Origin of the sequence: Methylophaga sp. UBA3192 (genome assembly GCA_002363955.1) — a bacterium.
Lineage (GTDB): Bacteria > Pseudomonadota > Gammaproteobacteria > Nitrosococcales > Methylophagaceae > Methylophaga.
On the sequence record DEXE01000007.1, the window covers coordinates 148,335 to 165,790 of the forward strand.

The window sequence follows — 17,456 nt, forward strand, 5'->3', positions numbered from 1 at the left end:
CGACGAGCTACCAGGCTGCTCCACCCCGCACCTGACTAAGTCGCATACTATACACAGGATGCGACTTACCCGCAAGCCTGTTTATTAATTCTCTTTTAGTTTACGGGTTAAGGTATTTCGCCCCCAACCCAATAATTTTGCGGCTTCCTGACGTTTGCCTGCGGTTTTTTCCAGAGCCACCTCCATCAGCAGGTTTTCAATCATTGGTACCACATCAGCCAACACGCCTTCCTGACCACTTAGCGCTTTGTTTGCCGCCCATTGACGGAACAGCTGTTGCCAGTCTGTTCCGCCACGAATTGACTCAACGCCTGCATCGGAGGTGAGTTCCATCGGGAGATCATCCATCTGGACAACCTGGCCGGGGGACATCACCGTCAGCCAACGCGAAGTATTTTCCAGTTGTCTCACATTACCCGGCCAGGGCAACTGCGATAAATACCGCTCCACTTCAGGGGATACACTTTTTACTCCCATATTCAGTTCACGGGCCGCCTTATTCAGAAAATAAGCAACCAATGCCGGAATATCTTCCCGACGTTCACGTAATGATGGGATATGAATCCGGATAACATTTAAACGATGGAACAAGTCTTCACGAAAATCACCACGCTCGACCTGCTGTTCCAGATTCTGATGGGTTGCCGCGATGATTCTCACATCCGCTTTAACCGCACTATGTCCGCCAACTCTGAAAAACTCGCCATCTGAAAGCACCCTCAACAGCCGGGTTTGTAATTCAAGGGGCATATCACCAATTTCATCAAGAAATAATGTGCCGCCATCAGCTTGTTCAAAGCGACCTTTGCGCTGCACATGTGCCCCGGTAAAAGCCCCCTTTTCATGACCAAACAGTTCGGATTCTAATAATTCTTTGGGGATAGCCGCCATATTGAGAGCAATAAACGGATTCTGTCGGCGCGGGCTATGTTTGTGCAAAGCATGGGCAACCAACTCTTTACCTGTGCCGGATTCACCATTAATCAAAACGGTGATGTTGGAACGTGCCAGTCGACCTATTGCCCGAAACACCTCCTGCATGGCCGGCGCTTCACCAATAATCTCACTACCTATATTCATTTCACCGGCAGGATTATTATGCTGCTGTCGATGGTGGGTAACTGCACGTTGAACTAAATCAACTGCTTCATCAACATCGAAGGGTTTTGGCAGGTATTCAAAGGCTCCGCCTTCATAAACCGAAACAGCGCTGTCCAGGTCTGAATAAGCTGTCATGATAATGACTGGCAAATCCGGCTGATTCTGCTGGATTTCCGAAAGTAATTGCAGGCCATCAAGACCTGGCATGCGAATATCACTGACCAGTACATCCGGAGGAGTATCGGTGCCTCGCTTTAATTGCTCTAAAACCAGATCTCCACTTTCAAAGGCTTTAACAGTAATATCTACGGCTTCCAATGCCTTTTGTAATACCCATCGAATTGATCGGTCATCATCAACAATCCATGCTATCGCTTTAGCGCTCACGGTTTTAACTCCAAGGGAAAAATAATTGAAAATATGGTTTGCCCGGCATGGCTGCTGCAACTGACAGTACCTGCATTTCGCTGCACAAGGTTCTGCACCAGGTAAAGGCCCAGTCCAGTGCCATCAGCCCGACCGGTAACCAAGGGATAAAATAAACTGTCCTGTAACTGTTTGGGGATGCCCGGTCCATTGTCCTCAACTTCAATCAGTACCCCTAATTTATAAAAACGTTTTTCAATAGTCAGATTGCGTTGAATTCGTGTTCTCAGGCGGATAACGCCAGTACCATGCATCGCCTGGACGGCGTTACGCACAATATTCAAAAAAATCTGAATCAGCTGATCAAAATCGGCATGTAAATCAGGAATACTCGGATCGTAATCAGCAATAAACTTCAATCGTTCATCCACCTCAATATCCACCAGCTGTCGGACCCGCTGTAATACCTCATGGATATTCAGATAGTGTTTTTCTGATTGCTGATATGGTCCCAGCATTCGTGTCATCAGGTTTTGCAGACGATCTGCTTCATTAATAATGATGCGGGTATATTCTTTTAAATCATCTGAGTCCAGTTGCCGCTCCAGTAACTGTGCAGCCCCTCGCAGACCACCAAGCGGATTTTTTATTTCATGAGCCAGGCCACGGACAACCTGCTGCTGAGTATGCAGATTTTCATCACGATTGACGCGTTGCTGGTAATCCAGTTGTGCCAGTTCAACTAACAGGTGCGGTTCGGCCACATCAAGCATTTTGATTGAACAATCAACTACTATTTCACCGGCTGCAGGCAGAAACAATTGGATTTCACGCTCAATTAACACCTGCCCGTTACCGATAACCCGACGTAATGAATTCAATAAATGGGTTTCACCGGGTAACAGTGTTTGAAAAGGAATATGTTCGGCTTGACGTTGACTGATTTCAAACATGACTTCGGTGGCCGTATTGATATAACAGACACGTAAGTTCGTATCGAGCACCAAAATGGCTGTTGTTAAACTTTCCAGTACATCATTACTGGATAACTGTTCAACATTGATAAGTTTGTCATTCAAGTTCATGGCATGCCATTTGCAAAAAACGCTCCATTTGTAAGCATCTCTCAGAACATAAAATTTAACATTCTGATTCCAATAGAATTAATATATTTTTGCTCAAGATAAATCGCCAGAAGGCAACATTTCAGATGCGGTTTTAAGGAAATTCAGGCTATTGTACGCTTCATTTTGGTGCGTACAGTTATTCAAGATGAATTAGTTGGGATTAGGAACACTTGGGTTGGTGGGAATACCTGGAATAGTGGGAGCACCACCCCCAGGCAGATTGTTCTGTTGACGGCCCGGTTGAAGCAAGCTGGTTCGTTGCAAGTGAAAAGTAGTTGTTTCACTTTGTGCAATAACTTCTCCTGATGCATTCAGCACGACCGCTGAAAGTTTATGCGTACCCCTGTCCAGATTTTCCAGCATAAAACTTAATTGAGGCATAGGCACACCCGCGGGTAAACCATCAAGATATAGCTGAATCTTATCACCACGCTCAGGTACGAAAGCCGGCTGTAATTGCAGATTCACCGTGACATTACCGTTATTAACCCTGATGCCAGCATCATCTTCAGGCGCAACAATTGTCAACTTATAATCAGGGTCGACTTCTGACTCGCCGGATTCTTCCTGTTCATTGGTAGTGGTGGTCGAATCGGTCACACCAGGAATTTGCACGGGTGAATACGTCATGGAATCCTGTAACTCAATCTTTTCTGCATTTTCAACAGGTTCATCTGAATAAACCTGGTTACCATTGTCGTCAACCCAGCGATAGATATCAGCCGCCACAGCTGTGCAAAGACCAAACAACATAATAAGAAAGAATTTCATATTATGAATATAGGTCAGGCCTTACTATTGTGCAACTAGCAAACATAAAAAAACGCCTCCACGAGGGAGGCGTTTTGTGACATCAATCAAAAAAGTTTAAACACTGTAATATAAATCAAACTCTGCAGGGTGTGTTTCCATACGCAGACGGGTGACTTCTTCCATCTTCAATTCAATATAGCCATCGATCATATCGTCAGTGAATACACCACCTTCTGTTAAGAAAGCGCGATCTTTGTCCAGTTCGGCCAATGCCTGATCCAATGCATGACAAACTTTTGGAATCGCTGCATCTTCTTCGGGCGGTAAGTCGTACAAGTCCTTATCCATCGCATCACCTGGGTGGATCTTGTTTTTAATGCCATCCAGACCAGCCATCATCATCGCACTGAATGCCAGATAAGGGTTTGCTGATGGATCAGGGAAACGAACTTCGATACGACGACCTTTTGGATTACTGACAAAAGGAATACGGATAGACGCACTACGGTTACGTGCTGAATAAGCCAACATTACAGGCGCTTCGAAACCTGGTACCAGACGCTTGTAACTATTGGTTGAAGAATTGGTAAATGCGTTCAGCGCACGGGCATGTTTGATAATACCGCCAATGTAAAATAAGGCTGTTTCAGACAAACCGCCGTATTTATTACCAGAAAACAGGTTTTCACCTTCTTTAGCCAAAGATTGGTGAACATGCATACCACTGCCGTTATCACCTACCAAAGGTTTTGGCATAAATGTCGCTGTTTTACCGTACGCATGGGCAACGTTATGCACAACATATTTCAGTATCTGAACTTCGTCAGCCTTTTTAACCAGAGTGTTGAATTTAGTACCGATTTCACACTGGCCTGCTGTAGCAACTTCATGGTGATGCACTTCTGTAACCAAGCCCATTTCTTCCATGGTCAAGCACATGGCAGAACGGATATCTTGCAGTGAATCCACTGGCGGCACCGGAAAGTAACCACCTTTTACACTTGGACGGTGACCTTTGTTACCATCTGCGAAAACTTTTTCGGTATTCCATGAAGACTCATCTGAGTCAATTTTATAGAATGAACCAGAAATATCGCTGCCCCAACGGACATCATCAAGAATGAAAAATTCTGGCTCTGGACCAAAGAAAGCGGTATCTGCCAAACCAGTAGAAGCAAGGTAAGCTTCTGCACGTTTTGCCACACTGCGAGGATCGCGTTCATATCCCTGCATGGTAGCTGGCTCAACGATATCGCAACGAACGATCAGCGTCGTATCGTCCATAAATGGATCCAAAACGGCAGTCGTTGCATCCGGCATCAAAATCATGTCGGATTCGTTAATTCCTTTCCAGCCGGCAACAGATGAACCGTCAAACATGACACCTTCAGAGAAAGTATCTTCATCAATTGAATGGGCAGGGTAAGAAACGTGCTGCTCTTTACCACGCGTGTCGGTGAAACGGAAATCAAGGAATTTAACGTCCTCGTCCTTAATTATCTGAAGCACATTTTCGACTGACATTTATAATCTCCAAATTAAAAAAACTGCACACTCTGGTGCAAAAAAACTCACTCGCAACTTACAGCACAAATCTTGCCAACTCGCTGGCTCCGTAAAATCAACCATTTGAGTGCATTCATAAACCACTCATGCTCTAATTTGGTGCAAAACACAACTATTCCGCACCAATAAAGTGCTACGCACCAACTCGGACCGTAATAATGATCTCATCATCCTCTTCCACTGAATCCACGATAAGATGACCATGAATTCGGGCCCATGCAGGAATATCGCTTAAAGCCCCTGGATCGGTACATATCACTTTGAGAATATCCCCTGAAGATAGCTCGGCTACTTTATTCTGCGTTTTGATTACTGGCAAGGGACATAATAATCTTCTTGCGTCTAATTCGACTTGTTTCACACGTACCATTCCTGTGGAACCTGTTCTACACTGATTGGGCGAGCCTGAATATGTCTGGGTGGTTTATCAGGTACAGTAATTTCTACCTCGACCTCATCCGCATCGCGTCCCTGCCCATAACGCGCAACAATAGAAGCGGCAAGCGTAAAGTCCTGTTGTTCGATATCGCCATCAATGATGGCCATTGGACCATTATGACTGGTTGAATAAAGACTGATAAATTGTTTACGGTAACCTTCGAGGAACTTACTTTCGCCTGCATCCCGGGCAATGATCATTTTAAAATCGGCTTTCGGCCGAATATGCCGGCCAACCTTCAACAGCATAATGTCATCCAACTCATATTCACGGCTGTTTTTGGCCTTCCATAGATCCACCAGCTTACTGGAGTAACTTTCATCAGTCAGGAAACAACAACCACCAGCAGGCGTTGCAAAATCATCAAAACCGAACTGTTTTGCCAAAGCGATTTGCGGTTTGCGATTTCGCCCATGAAAACCATAAAGCTTTTCACGATCAACCCAGCCTTCACGCTCCGGTCTCGTGGGTTGCAGATTTTTGGCACATAAAGGGCGTAACAGAAGGTCATCTGCTCCGGATTCAGCCGCCACAATTGGCATTGTGCGCTTTAATTGAGATTTGGGCCGCTGACCAATTACCTCGCCAGTAATGATAAAGTCAAAACCTTGCATATGATGTTGCCTGACCCACTCAACAGCTTTTCTGACCATAAAGATTTTACAGTCGAGACAAGGGTTCATATTAGTGCCATAACCATGTTTTGGATTAAGCAGAACATCTTTGTATTCTTCGATTACATCAATGATATGTAATTTGATACCGAGCTGTTCAGCCACCCACAAAGCATTATTGCGTTTCTGCTTGTCTTTATGCTGATTGCGAATCGCATGAGTATGGCCTTCGACGCAAAATCCAGTAAAAAAATTGATGCCTTCAACTTCAATACCCTGCTCCTGCATGACACGAACTGCCAGCATTGAATCCAAACCACCTGAAATTAAGGCAACGGCTTTGTGCTGTGAAGTCATTTAAGCGGTTCCCCCGACAGTCAAAGCGTCAATTTTCAATGTCGGTTGGCCCACACCGACCGGTACACTTTGTCCTTCTTTTCCACAGTTACCAATTCCAGAATCCAGTTCAAGATCATCGGCAACCATGCTGATACGATTCATGACTTCCGGACCATTACCTATAAGAGTTGCCCCTTTCACAGGGCGAGTTACTTTGCCATTTTCAATCAGATAGGCTTCGCTACTGGAAAACACAAATTTCCCAGAAGTTATATCGACCTGGCCGCCGCCAAAATTCACGGCATAAATACCTTTTTCGACGGAAGCAATAATTTCTTCGGCCTTATGTTGTCCAGCCAGCATATAAGTATTGGTCATACGTGGCATTGGCAGATGGGCGTATGATTCACGTCGACCGTTGCCGGTACTGCGCATGCCCATCAAGCGGGCATTTAATTTATCCTGCATGTACCCAGTCAAGCGGCCATTTTCAATTAACGTGGTAAATTCGGTCGGTGTACCTTCATCATCAATTGTCAGCGAGCCACGGCGATCGGATAACGTACCATCATCGACTACAGTACATAAGGAAGAAGCCACCTGCTCCCCGATTCTGCCAGAAAAGGCTGAGGTGCCACGACGATTAAAATCACCCTCCAACCCATGACCTACTGCTTCATGCAGTAGCACGCCCGGCCAGCCAGAGGCTAATACCACGGGCATAGAACCAGCTGGCGCATCAACTGCTTCCAGATTAACCAGCGCCTGCCGGACAGCCTCTTTGGCAAATGTGACAGCTAAATCATTATCGATAAAGTATTGATAATCCAGACGACGGCCGCCACCGGCACTGCCGCGTTCGCGTCTTCCCTTTGATTCAACGATCACACTGACATTCATCCTGATTAACGGTCTGATATCTGCCGCATAGGTGCCGTCACTGGCCGCAATTAAAATATGCTCAAGACTTCCAGCCAAGCTGACGGTGACCTGATTAACTCGCGGATCAGCGGCACGCGCATAGGCGTCCGCTTCACGTAACAGATTTAACTTTGTCTGGGTGTCCATTCCCAATATCGGATCAAGATCAGAATAAAACGGAGATGCATCAACCATCTTGCGCGCATCGACCTGTTTTTGTTGTCCGTGTTTAACCACAGCACTGGCCGCATGAGTCGCCTCCAGAAGCGCTTTCAGACTCAGGTCATCTGAATAGGCAAACCCGGTTTTTTCGCCGCTGCAAGCCCGGACGCCGACTCCTTGCTCCAGATGATAACCACCATCTTTTATGATGCCATCATCCATTAACCAGTTTTCGCCTCGCGAACGCTGAAAATACAGATCAGCAAAATCAACACCGGGTCTCATGGTGCTTGATAAAGCCCGCTCAATATCTGATGTCTGCAACTCTGCTGGCATCAGTATCTGTTGTTCCAATTGGTCAAATATAGGTTTTGTCATTACTTTTGGACTATGTGTAAAAAGGACAATCTTAGCAGATCCAGGGGGGTGTTGATCTTTGATAGCTGTCTCCGTTGAGACTGAAAAAGCGCCAATTAAAGCGGCATGAGTGATGTCAGCCGGTACATCCATGACTATCCTCCCGCCGGAACAGGCCCTAGAGTCTTGCCAATGTTTTTCTGGTAGCGCTTTATAAATGTCAATCTAACAAGATGAAACTAAGGTGTTTCCGGTCGACTCAATGAGAGGTCAGGATCATCCCAGGGACCGGTAAGTCGATAGCGATAACTAATCATATCCACTAAATCCCGGTCAAATAAACGACCCGCAATTCGGTCAACCAGATAAATCGCTGTTCCTACACCAAGCCCGACGGGCCCACCAGCAACCGCACCGGCAAGTGGCAAGGTGGAAGAAACATTGGGGGTGACCACTACTGTTTGATGATAGGTTCTATCAACAATATTGATAGGCCCGGAAACATCAATATTGGCACTTTCACCACGCATTTTGAGGTTATCGGTGACTGCCAGTCCATTGGCAAACTGGAAATCACCACTGATTTGTCTGAAGGCAAAACCTTTGCCAAAAAAATCACTGAAATCCAGGGACAAACGCCGTGGAATAGCGGCAAAACTCATTAAACCAAAGATCCGTCCAGCGGCACCTGGCTCTACATCGACCAGTTGACCATTATTGACTTGAAGGTTCAAGTCACCCTGTAATGCTGCCAGAGAGAGGTTTAATGGTTCATCTGGCCAGCTGAACTGTCCTTTAACCTCGACCTGATTCGCCTCAATGGCAGGCTGATACCCCAGATCCAAAAACAAACCGGCCAGGTCGTTACTGGTAAGTTGCAAGTTTAACTGACTGTTATCAGCAAGCTCATTTTTTTGCCAAACCCCATCCAGATTTGCCTGCAATACGGCTGATTGCAGACTGGCACTTTCCAATACCCAACGTTGGCCCTGTTGAATAGCTCGCGCTTGCACTCTGCCCAGCTGCATTCCATCCACTGTCAAATTATCAATATTTAACTGAAAGCTTGGCCATAAATCAGAGCTGAATTTTTTACGATCTGACGTTTCATTAGAGGCTGCTGGTAATTGAAGATCCACAAAATCAAAATGCAGCGTCGGTAATAAAGCAGAATCCATTGGCCAGCGAATATTGCCCCGCATTTGTCTCGACTGGATTTCCAGCTGCCAGATTTGATTCCTCTGAAACGCTTTTGATTGAACATCATTAAGCACCCACTGATTAAACTGCAGATTATCAACCGCCAGCTCTATTTCAACTGCAGGCCAGTTATCATTATTTGTCTCAGGTAAGTCTTTCAGCCATTTCTGTTGCCATTGCGTCCAATCCGATATTGATAAATCGTTGAGTCGAGCTTTGAAGCGAATACCCGTTGCCGGCAGCTCTGGCTCCGGTAAACCAATAGTTATTTCAGCTCTTGTGGCATCCCCAGTTTGCCAGACGGCTTTTACAACATCGTCATAATTCAGGTGAAATAGCGGCCGCTGTTGGGTATCTTCCATCAATTCAACGCTGATCAAACGGCTATCAGCCGCCTTTTTCCCAATAGGCTCTGGGGCATCAATGGTTATTCCAGCCAAATCCGAAGTCACACGAATATCGGTCTCAAAATCGCCCATAGATTTTTCCCGAATTTCGATATCAGCCTGATAACGGGTGGTACCACGCACAAACTCAGGCATATTTTTTTGCCACAGCCCCTCTAGCTGCTGACTATCGACTTCGCCTTTCGCTGTTACCAAGGTTGATTCAGCCTGGGGGGTAACATCAATGAGGGTTGGTTTGGTAAAAATATTTGCATTAATGGCTTCCGCATTCACACCATCATTATTAAAGAATAAACGTCCTTTGATATCTTTAATTGGCATCTCAGGCATAGCCGCCAAACTGAGTTGACTGCTTTCAAAACTGAGATGACCATTAACATCTGTTGCATTGGGTTCAAGCAATGGAATTTTCAGATTTAAGACAATGTTGCTATTGCCCTGAGCCGATACCCAATCGGTAATATCACCATAGCGTGGGCTAAGCGGACTGTTCTGCAAGAAATTCAGTGCATTCTGAGTAGTACCCGATAACAAGCCCGTCAAATCCAAAACAGGCTTACCAGCATAAATATTGTTAATGACCGCACTGACATCAACAAAATCAAACCCGGCTATTCTCCCTGACTTGGGCAAAATATCCAGCTTGTTAGCACTGCTGACGACTTGACCGGCAATACTTTCCAACGCCGGCCAGCCTTCCCCGTAATCCAGTCCAACATCAACAACATTCAGGGTAAATTCGAATACATTTGCAGAATCATCAGCGGTAAATGGAAACTCAGCTAAATTGCCTTTTAATGTAAAGTTTCCACTTTCAATTTGTCCGCTGGTATAAGCATCTTCAGCCCATTCAAGATAATCAGGGTCCAAAATCGAACGGGGCACATAACTCAACCAGCTGGCAACAGCCACATCGAGCATTTGCAGATCTATATCGGCGAGAGTGGCATCAGATTGACTTACCAGGCCAATCTTGCCCCGGAAAGTAAGATCATTGTTCCAGATATTCAATTCTGTCAGTTGAATCTGCCAGTTCTGTTCGGCACCGGTCCAGTCCACGCTGGCTTCGACTACATCAAAGTAAATCGGCTCCGGCAGCCAGGTTGGGGCATACAACGTGAGATCACGGCTGTTAATCATTAGCTGTGTTGAAAGCGGATTCCAGTCAAGTTGCAAACTCAGTCCCGACACACCCGGCCATTCATCCACTGGTAAGCTGGCAAACTCATCCACTATCAACTTTGCCGATTGCAGCTCGTTATTATTCCATGAAAGCTGAATGTCGCGGATATCTCCCGCAGGTTGATATTGAGTCAGTATCGGCGGTGAACTCTCGCTGAGTAGGGCCAGGGTGGTCAAATCACTAAGCCGCAGAAAACTGCTTTGAGCGATCCAGCCTTTCATCTTTGAATACTGCAGATTTATCATCGACTGTGGCCAACTATCGCCTGCGACGGTCAACTGAACAGGATCGGCATTTAATTGCCAGGCAGCAGCATCACCCTGCCAGCTGAATTGTCCGGACATGTGATCAATGTCTAACGATTCAATTTCAGGCTTGTTCAGGTTTTCCAGACTGACATCGGTGAGCTGAACTTGGCCTTGCCATTGTTTTTTCAGTATCGATCCGGTATCTAATCTGAGATCTGCACGGCCGCGCGTCACTGAAATGGTATCGAATTGTTGGCTCTGAAAAATAGCAGCCAATTGCAATTGTCTGGCATCGAGCTGATTAACTTGCCAGTTGGCTATTCCAGCCGAATTTAACTCCGCCTCTATTGTGAAATTCAGCTGCTCTCCTAAATGGTGTGGCAAGGTGATATCACCTATCAAATTAGATTTGTTATTGTGAATCAATGCCAGTTGATTCAATTCATAAAGGCCACTCAGCTGTGGCTGTAACTGATCGTCGAATTGAATTTCGGCCGATAACAATTCAATATCCCGCCAGGATCGCAATTGCTCAAACCATTCAATTTGAGAATCATCAAAATCCTGTTCTAACGATTTACCTTGCAAACCAATAAGGCTGAAACCACCTTCAGATGAACGCTGAATCCCCAGTTTCAGCCCGGATATACGTGCCGAATCAACCACCAATTGCCGTTGTTGCAGACTCGCAATCAGATCCAGACCAATGTATAGCTCATCAGCAACAAACAATTCACCGATATCAGGTTTAACCTGCATCACAGCAATATCAGTCACCATCAGTTTGGGAAACAGATCGAACCAGTAGAGTCCCGCTTCCCCGATCTGAATCGGATAGCCGGTTTTTTCACTGGCCCAGGCGGCAATTTCGTCTTTACGATCCGCTATTGCACTGGATAACCAGTAAGCCAGCCCCAGTGCCACCAGCATTACTACCACAATCAAGGCCGTAATATTGGTAATTTGTCTGCCAGCGATACGCAGGCTACGATGAAATAGCGGCATGGCTACATCAACACCACGTTAAATTGTTCACGACCATACTGAGGCTCACATTGAAACAGAATCGGCTTACCAATAAACTGTTCTAATTCCGCGACTTTAGTGGAATCTTCATCATTAAGTCGATCAATCACATCCTGAGAGGCCAGCACCAGAAACTGTTTGGACTCATACTGACGAGACTCACGCAGGATTTCACGAAAAATTTCATAGCAAACCGTTTCAACGTTTTTGGTATATCCACGTCCATCGCAACATGGACAGGGTTCACAGAGGATATGTCCAAGACTTTCACGGGTGCGTTTACGAGTCATTTCAACCAGCCCAAGCTCTGAAACAGCGCAGATATTATGTTTGGCGCGATCCAGCTGCATGGCTTTTTCCAGCGTCCGTAATACCTGATCGCGGTGGCTGATTTCTTCCATATCAATAAAATCAATAATGATAATGCCGCCCAGGTTACGAACCCGTAACTGCCGGGCTATGGCCTGTGCCGCCTCCAGATTGGTTTTAAAGATGGTTTCTTCGAGATTTTTATGGCCAACAAAACCGCCGGTGTTCACATCAACCGTGGTCATCGCTTCGGTTTGATCGAATATCACATAACCACCTGATTTCAAAGGCACCTTACGATCAAGCGCCTTCTGAATCTCATCTTCTACGCCAAATAAATCAAATAAAGGACGGTCGCCCCGATAATGCTCCAATCTGACGACACACTCAGGCATAAAGCTTTCTGCAAATTGCTGTGCCTCTCTGAAGGTTTCAGCAGCATCAATTCGAATACGTTCAATTTCCGGTGAAAAGAGGTCGCGCAGAGCTCTTAAGGTTAACGGTAAATCCTGGTACAGGGCTTCACCGCATTGAGTTGTTGCTACCCGCTGACGTAATTTTCCCCACAGGCGATGCAAAAATTCCAGATCGGTGCTTAACTCTGCATCGCTCACTCCTTCTGCTGCTGTTCGCAGAATATAACCACCCTGCTGTTCAGCCAACAGTTCGGATAAACAGTGTTTCAGTCGCTCCCGCTCTGCTTCCCCTTCAATTTTCAGGGATATACCAATGCCTTCTGCTTCTGGCATATAGACCAAATAGCGTGACGAGGCCGATAATTGCGTGGTTAAACGCGCCCCTTTACTGCCCATCGGATCTTTGATGACCTGCACTAACAGTTCATCACCTTCACGTAACAGGCTGGTAATCGGCGGAGTAATACGCGGCGCTTCTTTTAAATCACCAGATTGTCCCTTGGGGATCGAAATATCAGAAGCATGCAAAAACGCTGCACGCGATAAACCGATTTCGACAAAAGCGGCCTGCATACCAGGTAACACGCGACAGACTTTTCCTTTGTAAATATTACCAACCAGACCACGATGTTCATTACGTTCAATGAAGACTTCCTGCAATACCCCGTTTTCCACCACAGCTGCACGGGTTTCGCTTGGCGTAACATTAATCAGAATTTCACTGCTCATGAACACTATCTACCTGTTGTAAAAGCTGACGGGTTTCAAATAGAGGCAGCCCCATCACGCCGGAATAACTACCGTTGATATTTTCAATAAACATAGCAGCTAAGCCTTGAACAGCATATCCTCCTGCCTTATCTTTACCTTCGCCAGTGTCAACATACCACTCAATTTCAGCAGCGGTCAGCGTTTTAAAACGCACTTGACTCACCTGCAGACTTAACCATTTCTGCTGTTGCCAGACGATCGCTACAGCACTCATGACCTGATGCTCGATACCGGATAATTGCGATAAAAATTCTCTGGCCTGTTGCGGGCTTTCAGGCTTGCCAAGAATATCCTGTGAAGGCAATACCACAGCAGTATCTGCGCCAATTACCGGACGCCAGTCAGCTTGTAATGTTTGCCAGCCAGCACGCGCTTTTGCCAGGGCAATGCGTCTGACGTAAGCCGAAGGCAATTCTGCCGTTAAAACGGATTCATCAACAGCAACATTCAGTACTGAAAAATCGACCCCGATTTGTGTCAGGAGTTCTCTGCGGCGAGGCGAAGCAGATGCCAGATAAACTGCGGGAAAGTTCATGCGCGATGATAGGGATGATTTTGCAGAACCGTCCAGGCCCGATAGAGCTGCTCTGCAACCATGATACGTACTAAGGGATGAGGCAACGTCAAACTCGATAGTGACCAATGTTGATCGGCACGCTGTTGACATTCACGGGCCAGACCGTCAGGACCACCAATCAATAAACTGACATCACGCCCAGAGGCTTGCCAGTTTTTCAATTGATCTGCTAACTGTTCTGTCGACCAGTTACGACCGCCGACTTCCAGCGCAACAACATGATCATTTTCAGGTAAGGCAGTCATTATCCGTTTGCCTTCTTCCTGCATCCATTGACCCACACTACCGGACTTACCTCGTTTTGCAGGTGCAATTTCCTGCAAAACAAGCTGGCATTCACGTGGCATTCGCCGGGAATATTCGTTATACCCCTCGGTTACCCACTGTGGCATCTTCTGGCCAACAGCGAGCAAATTCAGTTTCATTCACCATCAGCCGAAGCACTTTGCGTGACTTCAGCGACAGACCATAACTTTTCCAGATTGTAGATCGCTCTGGTTTGCGGGGTCATGATATGCGCGATCACATCGCCCAAATCAACCAATGCCCACTCACCAATGTCTTCCCCTTCCATCCCCAGCGGTTGTACACCGGCGGCTTTTGCCTGAGCTGATACCTCGTTAGCCAGAGCTTTTACCTGCCTGGTAGATTTACCGGTGGCGATTATCATCACATCGGTGACATCGGTCATACCGGTCACATCCAGCACGGTAATATCTTCCGCTTTAATATCTTCCAGTGCATCTATTACTAATAATTTCAGTTGTTCTGCCTTCATGGGCACTCCAATAAATAAATTTGTAGATTAAGTTTAACGTATGTCGACCTGTGCGTCTGTGGCTGATTCATTCAAGCCGCCTGTCTGCATTGCCGGAAACCATTGACTGGTTTTTCCGGCTACAAAATAGGCTGTCAGCCCAACCCACTCACGCCAGGCCGGCTCAAGTTTTTCCAATTGGTCAAACACAGCGAAATCTAATCGACGTGAATCCCCTGTCTGGCTCCGATAATCGACCGGATAGGGCAACACATTAATGCCTTGTTTATTTGCAATACCGATTGATCGTGGCATGTGATAAGCCGAGGTAACCAACAGATACTGACCATGCCGTTGGGGTAATACCGTTTTTAACATCTGAAAATTTTCATACGTATTGCGTGACTGAGACTCAATAATCAGCCGCTTTTCATCAATCCCTACCATCGTCAGCAACTGATGACTCAGCTGCGCAGGTGTTGTGCCTGCATCAAAAAAAAGTAAATTATGACCACCGGTGAAAATAACCGGACTACCTGGATAACGTGCGGCTAAATAGGCCGCACCAAAGTAACGATCACTGGCTTGTCCTACCTGTGGCTGCTGCCAGCTGATCGTGCTTTTTATATCTTCACCACCACCCAGAACAATAATGCCATCGATATCATCGGGTAGCTGTAGTGGTTGGCTGATACGGGCTTCTAATGGATAGATTAACCAGTCGCCGACCGGTAATAACATCAGGCTTAAACTGAACAACATCGCTGGAAACAGAAATCGCAAAGCAATTCTTCGATAACCCAAAATCAGCAACAATGTGCCGAACACCAACAGTATATTCAGCAGCATTACCGGACTAAGCACGGCCCAAGCCAATTTAGAAATAACAAAGAATAACTGATCCATCAATTAATGCTGACATTTGAACGATACAGACCTAATTGTTCAATCACCGCTATCACCGATTCAGGGAGCAGAAAGTTGACAGGATGACCGGCCACTAAATCTTCACGGATTTGCGTGGCAGAAATCGCTAGTGGTGTCACGGTCAGTGGCCAGATTTTGCCTGCCAGAAGTTGACGGTCTGCTGCTTGAGCCAGGTTGCGCACGTAGCAGTTTTGCAGTTCTCCCGGCAAATCCAGAGTTTCCTCCGGGCGTTGGACGACAACGATATGTGCCAGCGGCAAAATCTGCTGCCAACGGGACCAACTCGCTAAACCATGAAAAGCATCTGTTCCCAATATAAGAAACAATGGGGTATGCGGAAGCTCTTCACGCAAGCTAAGTAAAGTATCCACCGTGAATGAAGGGCCATCTCGTTGCAGTTCACGATCATCAACAATTAATTGCTCAACAGATTTGACTGCCAGTTCCAGCATTAAACGCCGGACTTCTGCACTGGCCATTGTCGCCTGCCGATGTGGCGGCACCGCACAGGGAATCAGACGCACATGATTCAGACTGAGCTGCTGGCAAACTTCCAAAGCCGAACGTAAATGTCCGAAATGTACCGGATCAAACGTACCGCCTAAAATGCCAATCGCATCGGATTTATTTTCTGACTTGACCACTACCGAACACTATCCATTTTTGTGATGTCAAACCATTTAACCCTACTGGACCACGGGCATGCAATTTATCGGTGGAAATACCGATTTCTGCTCCGAGCCCATATTCAAATCCATCGGCAAATCGTGTTGAAGCATTGACCAGCACCGAGCTGGAATCAACTTCCTGCAGGAAACGTCGGGCGGTATCATAATTTTGCGTCACAATTGTCTCGGTATGCGCTGAACTATGCTGATAGATATGCAACATTGCGGCATCGACATCCTGCACAACCTTAATGGAAAGAATCGGTGCCAGATATTCAGTGTCCCAGTCTGCATCCGTGGCTGAATTAATGTTTGGCAAAATACTCAAAGTCTCGTTACAACCACGTAATTCCACACCTTCTTTCATAAACCGTTCGGCCATTTCAGGTAAAAAGCGAGTGGCAACACCGGCATGAACCAATAACGTCTCCATCGCATTACAAACACCATAACGATGACATTTGGCGTTAAAGGCAATTTCTTCTGCCATGGCAAGGTCTGCTTCAACGTCAACATACACATGGCAAATCCCGTCCAGATGTTTGATAACAGGTACACGAGCATCGTTACTGATACGTTCAATCAGATTTTTGCCACCACGTGGCACGATAACATCCACATAAGCCGGCATTGTGATTAACTGGGCGACGGCCTCACGATCAGTGGTTTCCACTACCTGCACCGCGGTCACTGGCAAGCCGGCCTGTTGTAAGCCTTGATGAATGCAGACGGCAATGGCCTGATTCGAATGTATGGCTTCACTGCCACCACGCAAAATAGTGGCATTACCGGACTTTAGACATAACCCGGCAGCATCCGCAGTCACGTTAGGCCGTGATTCGTAAATAATGCCGATCACTCCAAGCGGCACACGCATTTGACCGAGTTGAATACCTGAAGGACGATAACGCATATCACTGATCTCACCAATCGGATCAGCCAGAGCAGCAATCTGCTCAAGTCCTTCTGCCATTGATTCGATTCGAACATCGGTCAATGTCAAGCGATCCAGCATAGCGGCATCCAGCCCTTTTGCCTTGCCCGCCACTAAATCTTGCTGATTGGCTGACTTCAGAGTCTCAGCCTGGCTACGAATGGCATTGGCCATCGCCAATAACGCAGCATTTTTACTGTTAGTTGTCGCACGGGCCAGGACCCGGCTGGCTTCACGAGCCTGTTGACCCAGTTTCTGCATATAGGCTGCAACGTCCACAGCACTCTC

15 protein-coding genes are annotated in these 17,456 nt (G+C 46.4%); all 15 read right to left on the bottom strand.

The features are described from left to right. Positions 1–84 precede the first annotated feature (84 nt). On the bottom strand, positions 85–1,488 hold the full coding sequence (ntrC, locus tag B2337_RS11625; RefSeq protein WP_292361659.1) for a nitrogen regulation protein NR(I): 1,404 nt from the start codon (positions 1,486–1,488) through the stop codon (positions 85–87). Further along, complete coding sequence (gene glnL, locus B2337_RS11630) at positions 1,485–2,552, bottom strand: nitrogen regulation protein NR(II) (RefSeq protein ID WP_292415025.1); 1,068 nt, start codon at positions 2,550–2,552, stop codon at positions 1,485–1,487. Before glnL ends, ntrC begins: the two co-directional genes overlap by 4 nt. Before the next feature lie 192 nt (positions 2,553–2,744). Then, positions 2,745–3,365, bottom strand: coding sequence for a DUF4124 domain-containing protein (locus tag B2337_RS11635; RefSeq protein WP_292742625.1), 621 nt, complete (start codon positions 3,363–3,365; stop codon positions 2,745–2,747). Positions 3,366–3,461: 96 nt separating this feature from the next. Beyond that, positions 3,462–4,871: a glutamate--ammonia ligase gene (gene glnA / locus B2337_RS11640; RefSeq protein WP_292361656.1), complete on the bottom strand. Its 1,410-nt coding sequence runs from the start codon at positions 4,869–4,871 to the stop codon at positions 3,462–3,464. Between the two features lie 175 nt (positions 4,872–5,046). Beyond that, entirely contained in the window at positions 5,047–5,274 is a 228-nt protein-coding gene (locus B2337_RS11645; RefSeq protein ID WP_292415029.1) for a sulfurtransferase TusA family protein, read from the bottom strand. Further along, positions 5,271–6,323: a tRNA (5-methylaminomethyl-2-thiouridylate)-methyltransferase gene (locus B2337_RS11650; RefSeq protein ID WP_292415031.1), complete on the bottom strand. Its 1,053-nt coding sequence runs from the start codon at positions 6,321–6,323 to the stop codon at positions 5,271–5,273. Before B2337_RS11650 ends, B2337_RS11645 begins: the two co-directional genes overlap by 4 nt. Beyond that, a complete protein-coding gene (gene tldD / locus B2337_RS11655) occupies positions 6,324–7,766 on the bottom strand; it encodes a metalloprotease TldD (RefSeq protein ID WP_292415033.1) in 1,443 nt (480 codons plus the stop codon). A 218-nt stretch (positions 7,767–7,984) separates the two neighbouring features. Continuing rightward, positions 7,985–11,788 (bottom strand): YhdP family protein, encoded by a 3,804-nt coding sequence (locus B2337_RS11660; RefSeq protein WP_292415035.1) that lies wholly within the window; start codon positions 11,786–11,788, stop codon positions 7,985–7,987. A gap of 2 nt (positions 11,789–11,790) precedes the next feature. Next, positions 11,791–13,263 carry a ribonuclease G gene (gene rng, locus B2337_RS11665; protein ID WP_292361651.1) on the bottom strand — a complete coding sequence of 491 codons (1,473 nt, stop codon included), beginning with the start codon at positions 13,261–13,263 and terminating at the stop codon, positions 11,791–11,793. Then, the gene (locus B2337_RS11670; RefSeq protein WP_292361650.1) at positions 13,253–13,840 is read right to left on the bottom strand and encodes a Maf family protein; all 588 of its coding nucleotides are present in this window, start codon (positions 13,838–13,840) and stop codon (positions 13,253–13,255) included. Before B2337_RS11670 ends, rng begins: the two co-directional genes overlap by 11 nt. Continuing rightward, the gene (rlmH, locus tag B2337_RS11675; protein ID WP_292361649.1) at positions 13,837–14,307 is read right to left on the bottom strand and encodes a 23S rRNA (pseudouridine(1915)-N(3))-methyltransferase RlmH; all 471 of its coding nucleotides are present in this window, start codon (positions 14,305–14,307) and stop codon (positions 13,837–13,839) included. The genes B2337_RS11670 and rlmH overlap by 4 nt, the downstream gene beginning before the upstream one ends. Next, positions 14,304–14,660 (bottom strand): ribosome silencing factor, encoded by a 357-nt coding sequence (gene rsfS / locus B2337_RS11680; protein ID WP_292361648.1) that lies wholly within the window; start codon positions 14,658–14,660, stop codon positions 14,304–14,306. The genes rlmH and rsfS overlap by 4 nt, the downstream gene beginning before the upstream one ends. A 33-nt stretch (positions 14,661–14,693) precedes the next feature. Continuing rightward, complete coding sequence (locus B2337_RS11685; protein ID WP_292415037.1) at positions 14,694–15,545, bottom strand: YdcF family protein; 852 nt, start codon at positions 15,543–15,545, stop codon at positions 14,694–14,696. Beyond that, a complete protein-coding gene (gene nadD, locus B2337_RS11690) occupies positions 15,545–16,210 on the bottom strand; it encodes a nicotinate-nucleotide adenylyltransferase (RefSeq protein ID WP_292415039.1) in 666 nt (221 codons plus the stop codon). The genes B2337_RS11685 and nadD overlap by 1 nt, the downstream gene beginning before the upstream one ends. Next, a complete protein-coding gene (locus B2337_RS11695; protein ID WP_292415053.1) occupies positions 16,191–17,447 on the bottom strand; it encodes a glutamate-5-semialdehyde dehydrogenase in 1,257 nt (418 codons plus the stop codon). Before B2337_RS11695 ends, nadD begins: the two co-directional genes overlap by 20 nt. Positions 17,448–17,456 lie beyond the last annotated feature (9 nt).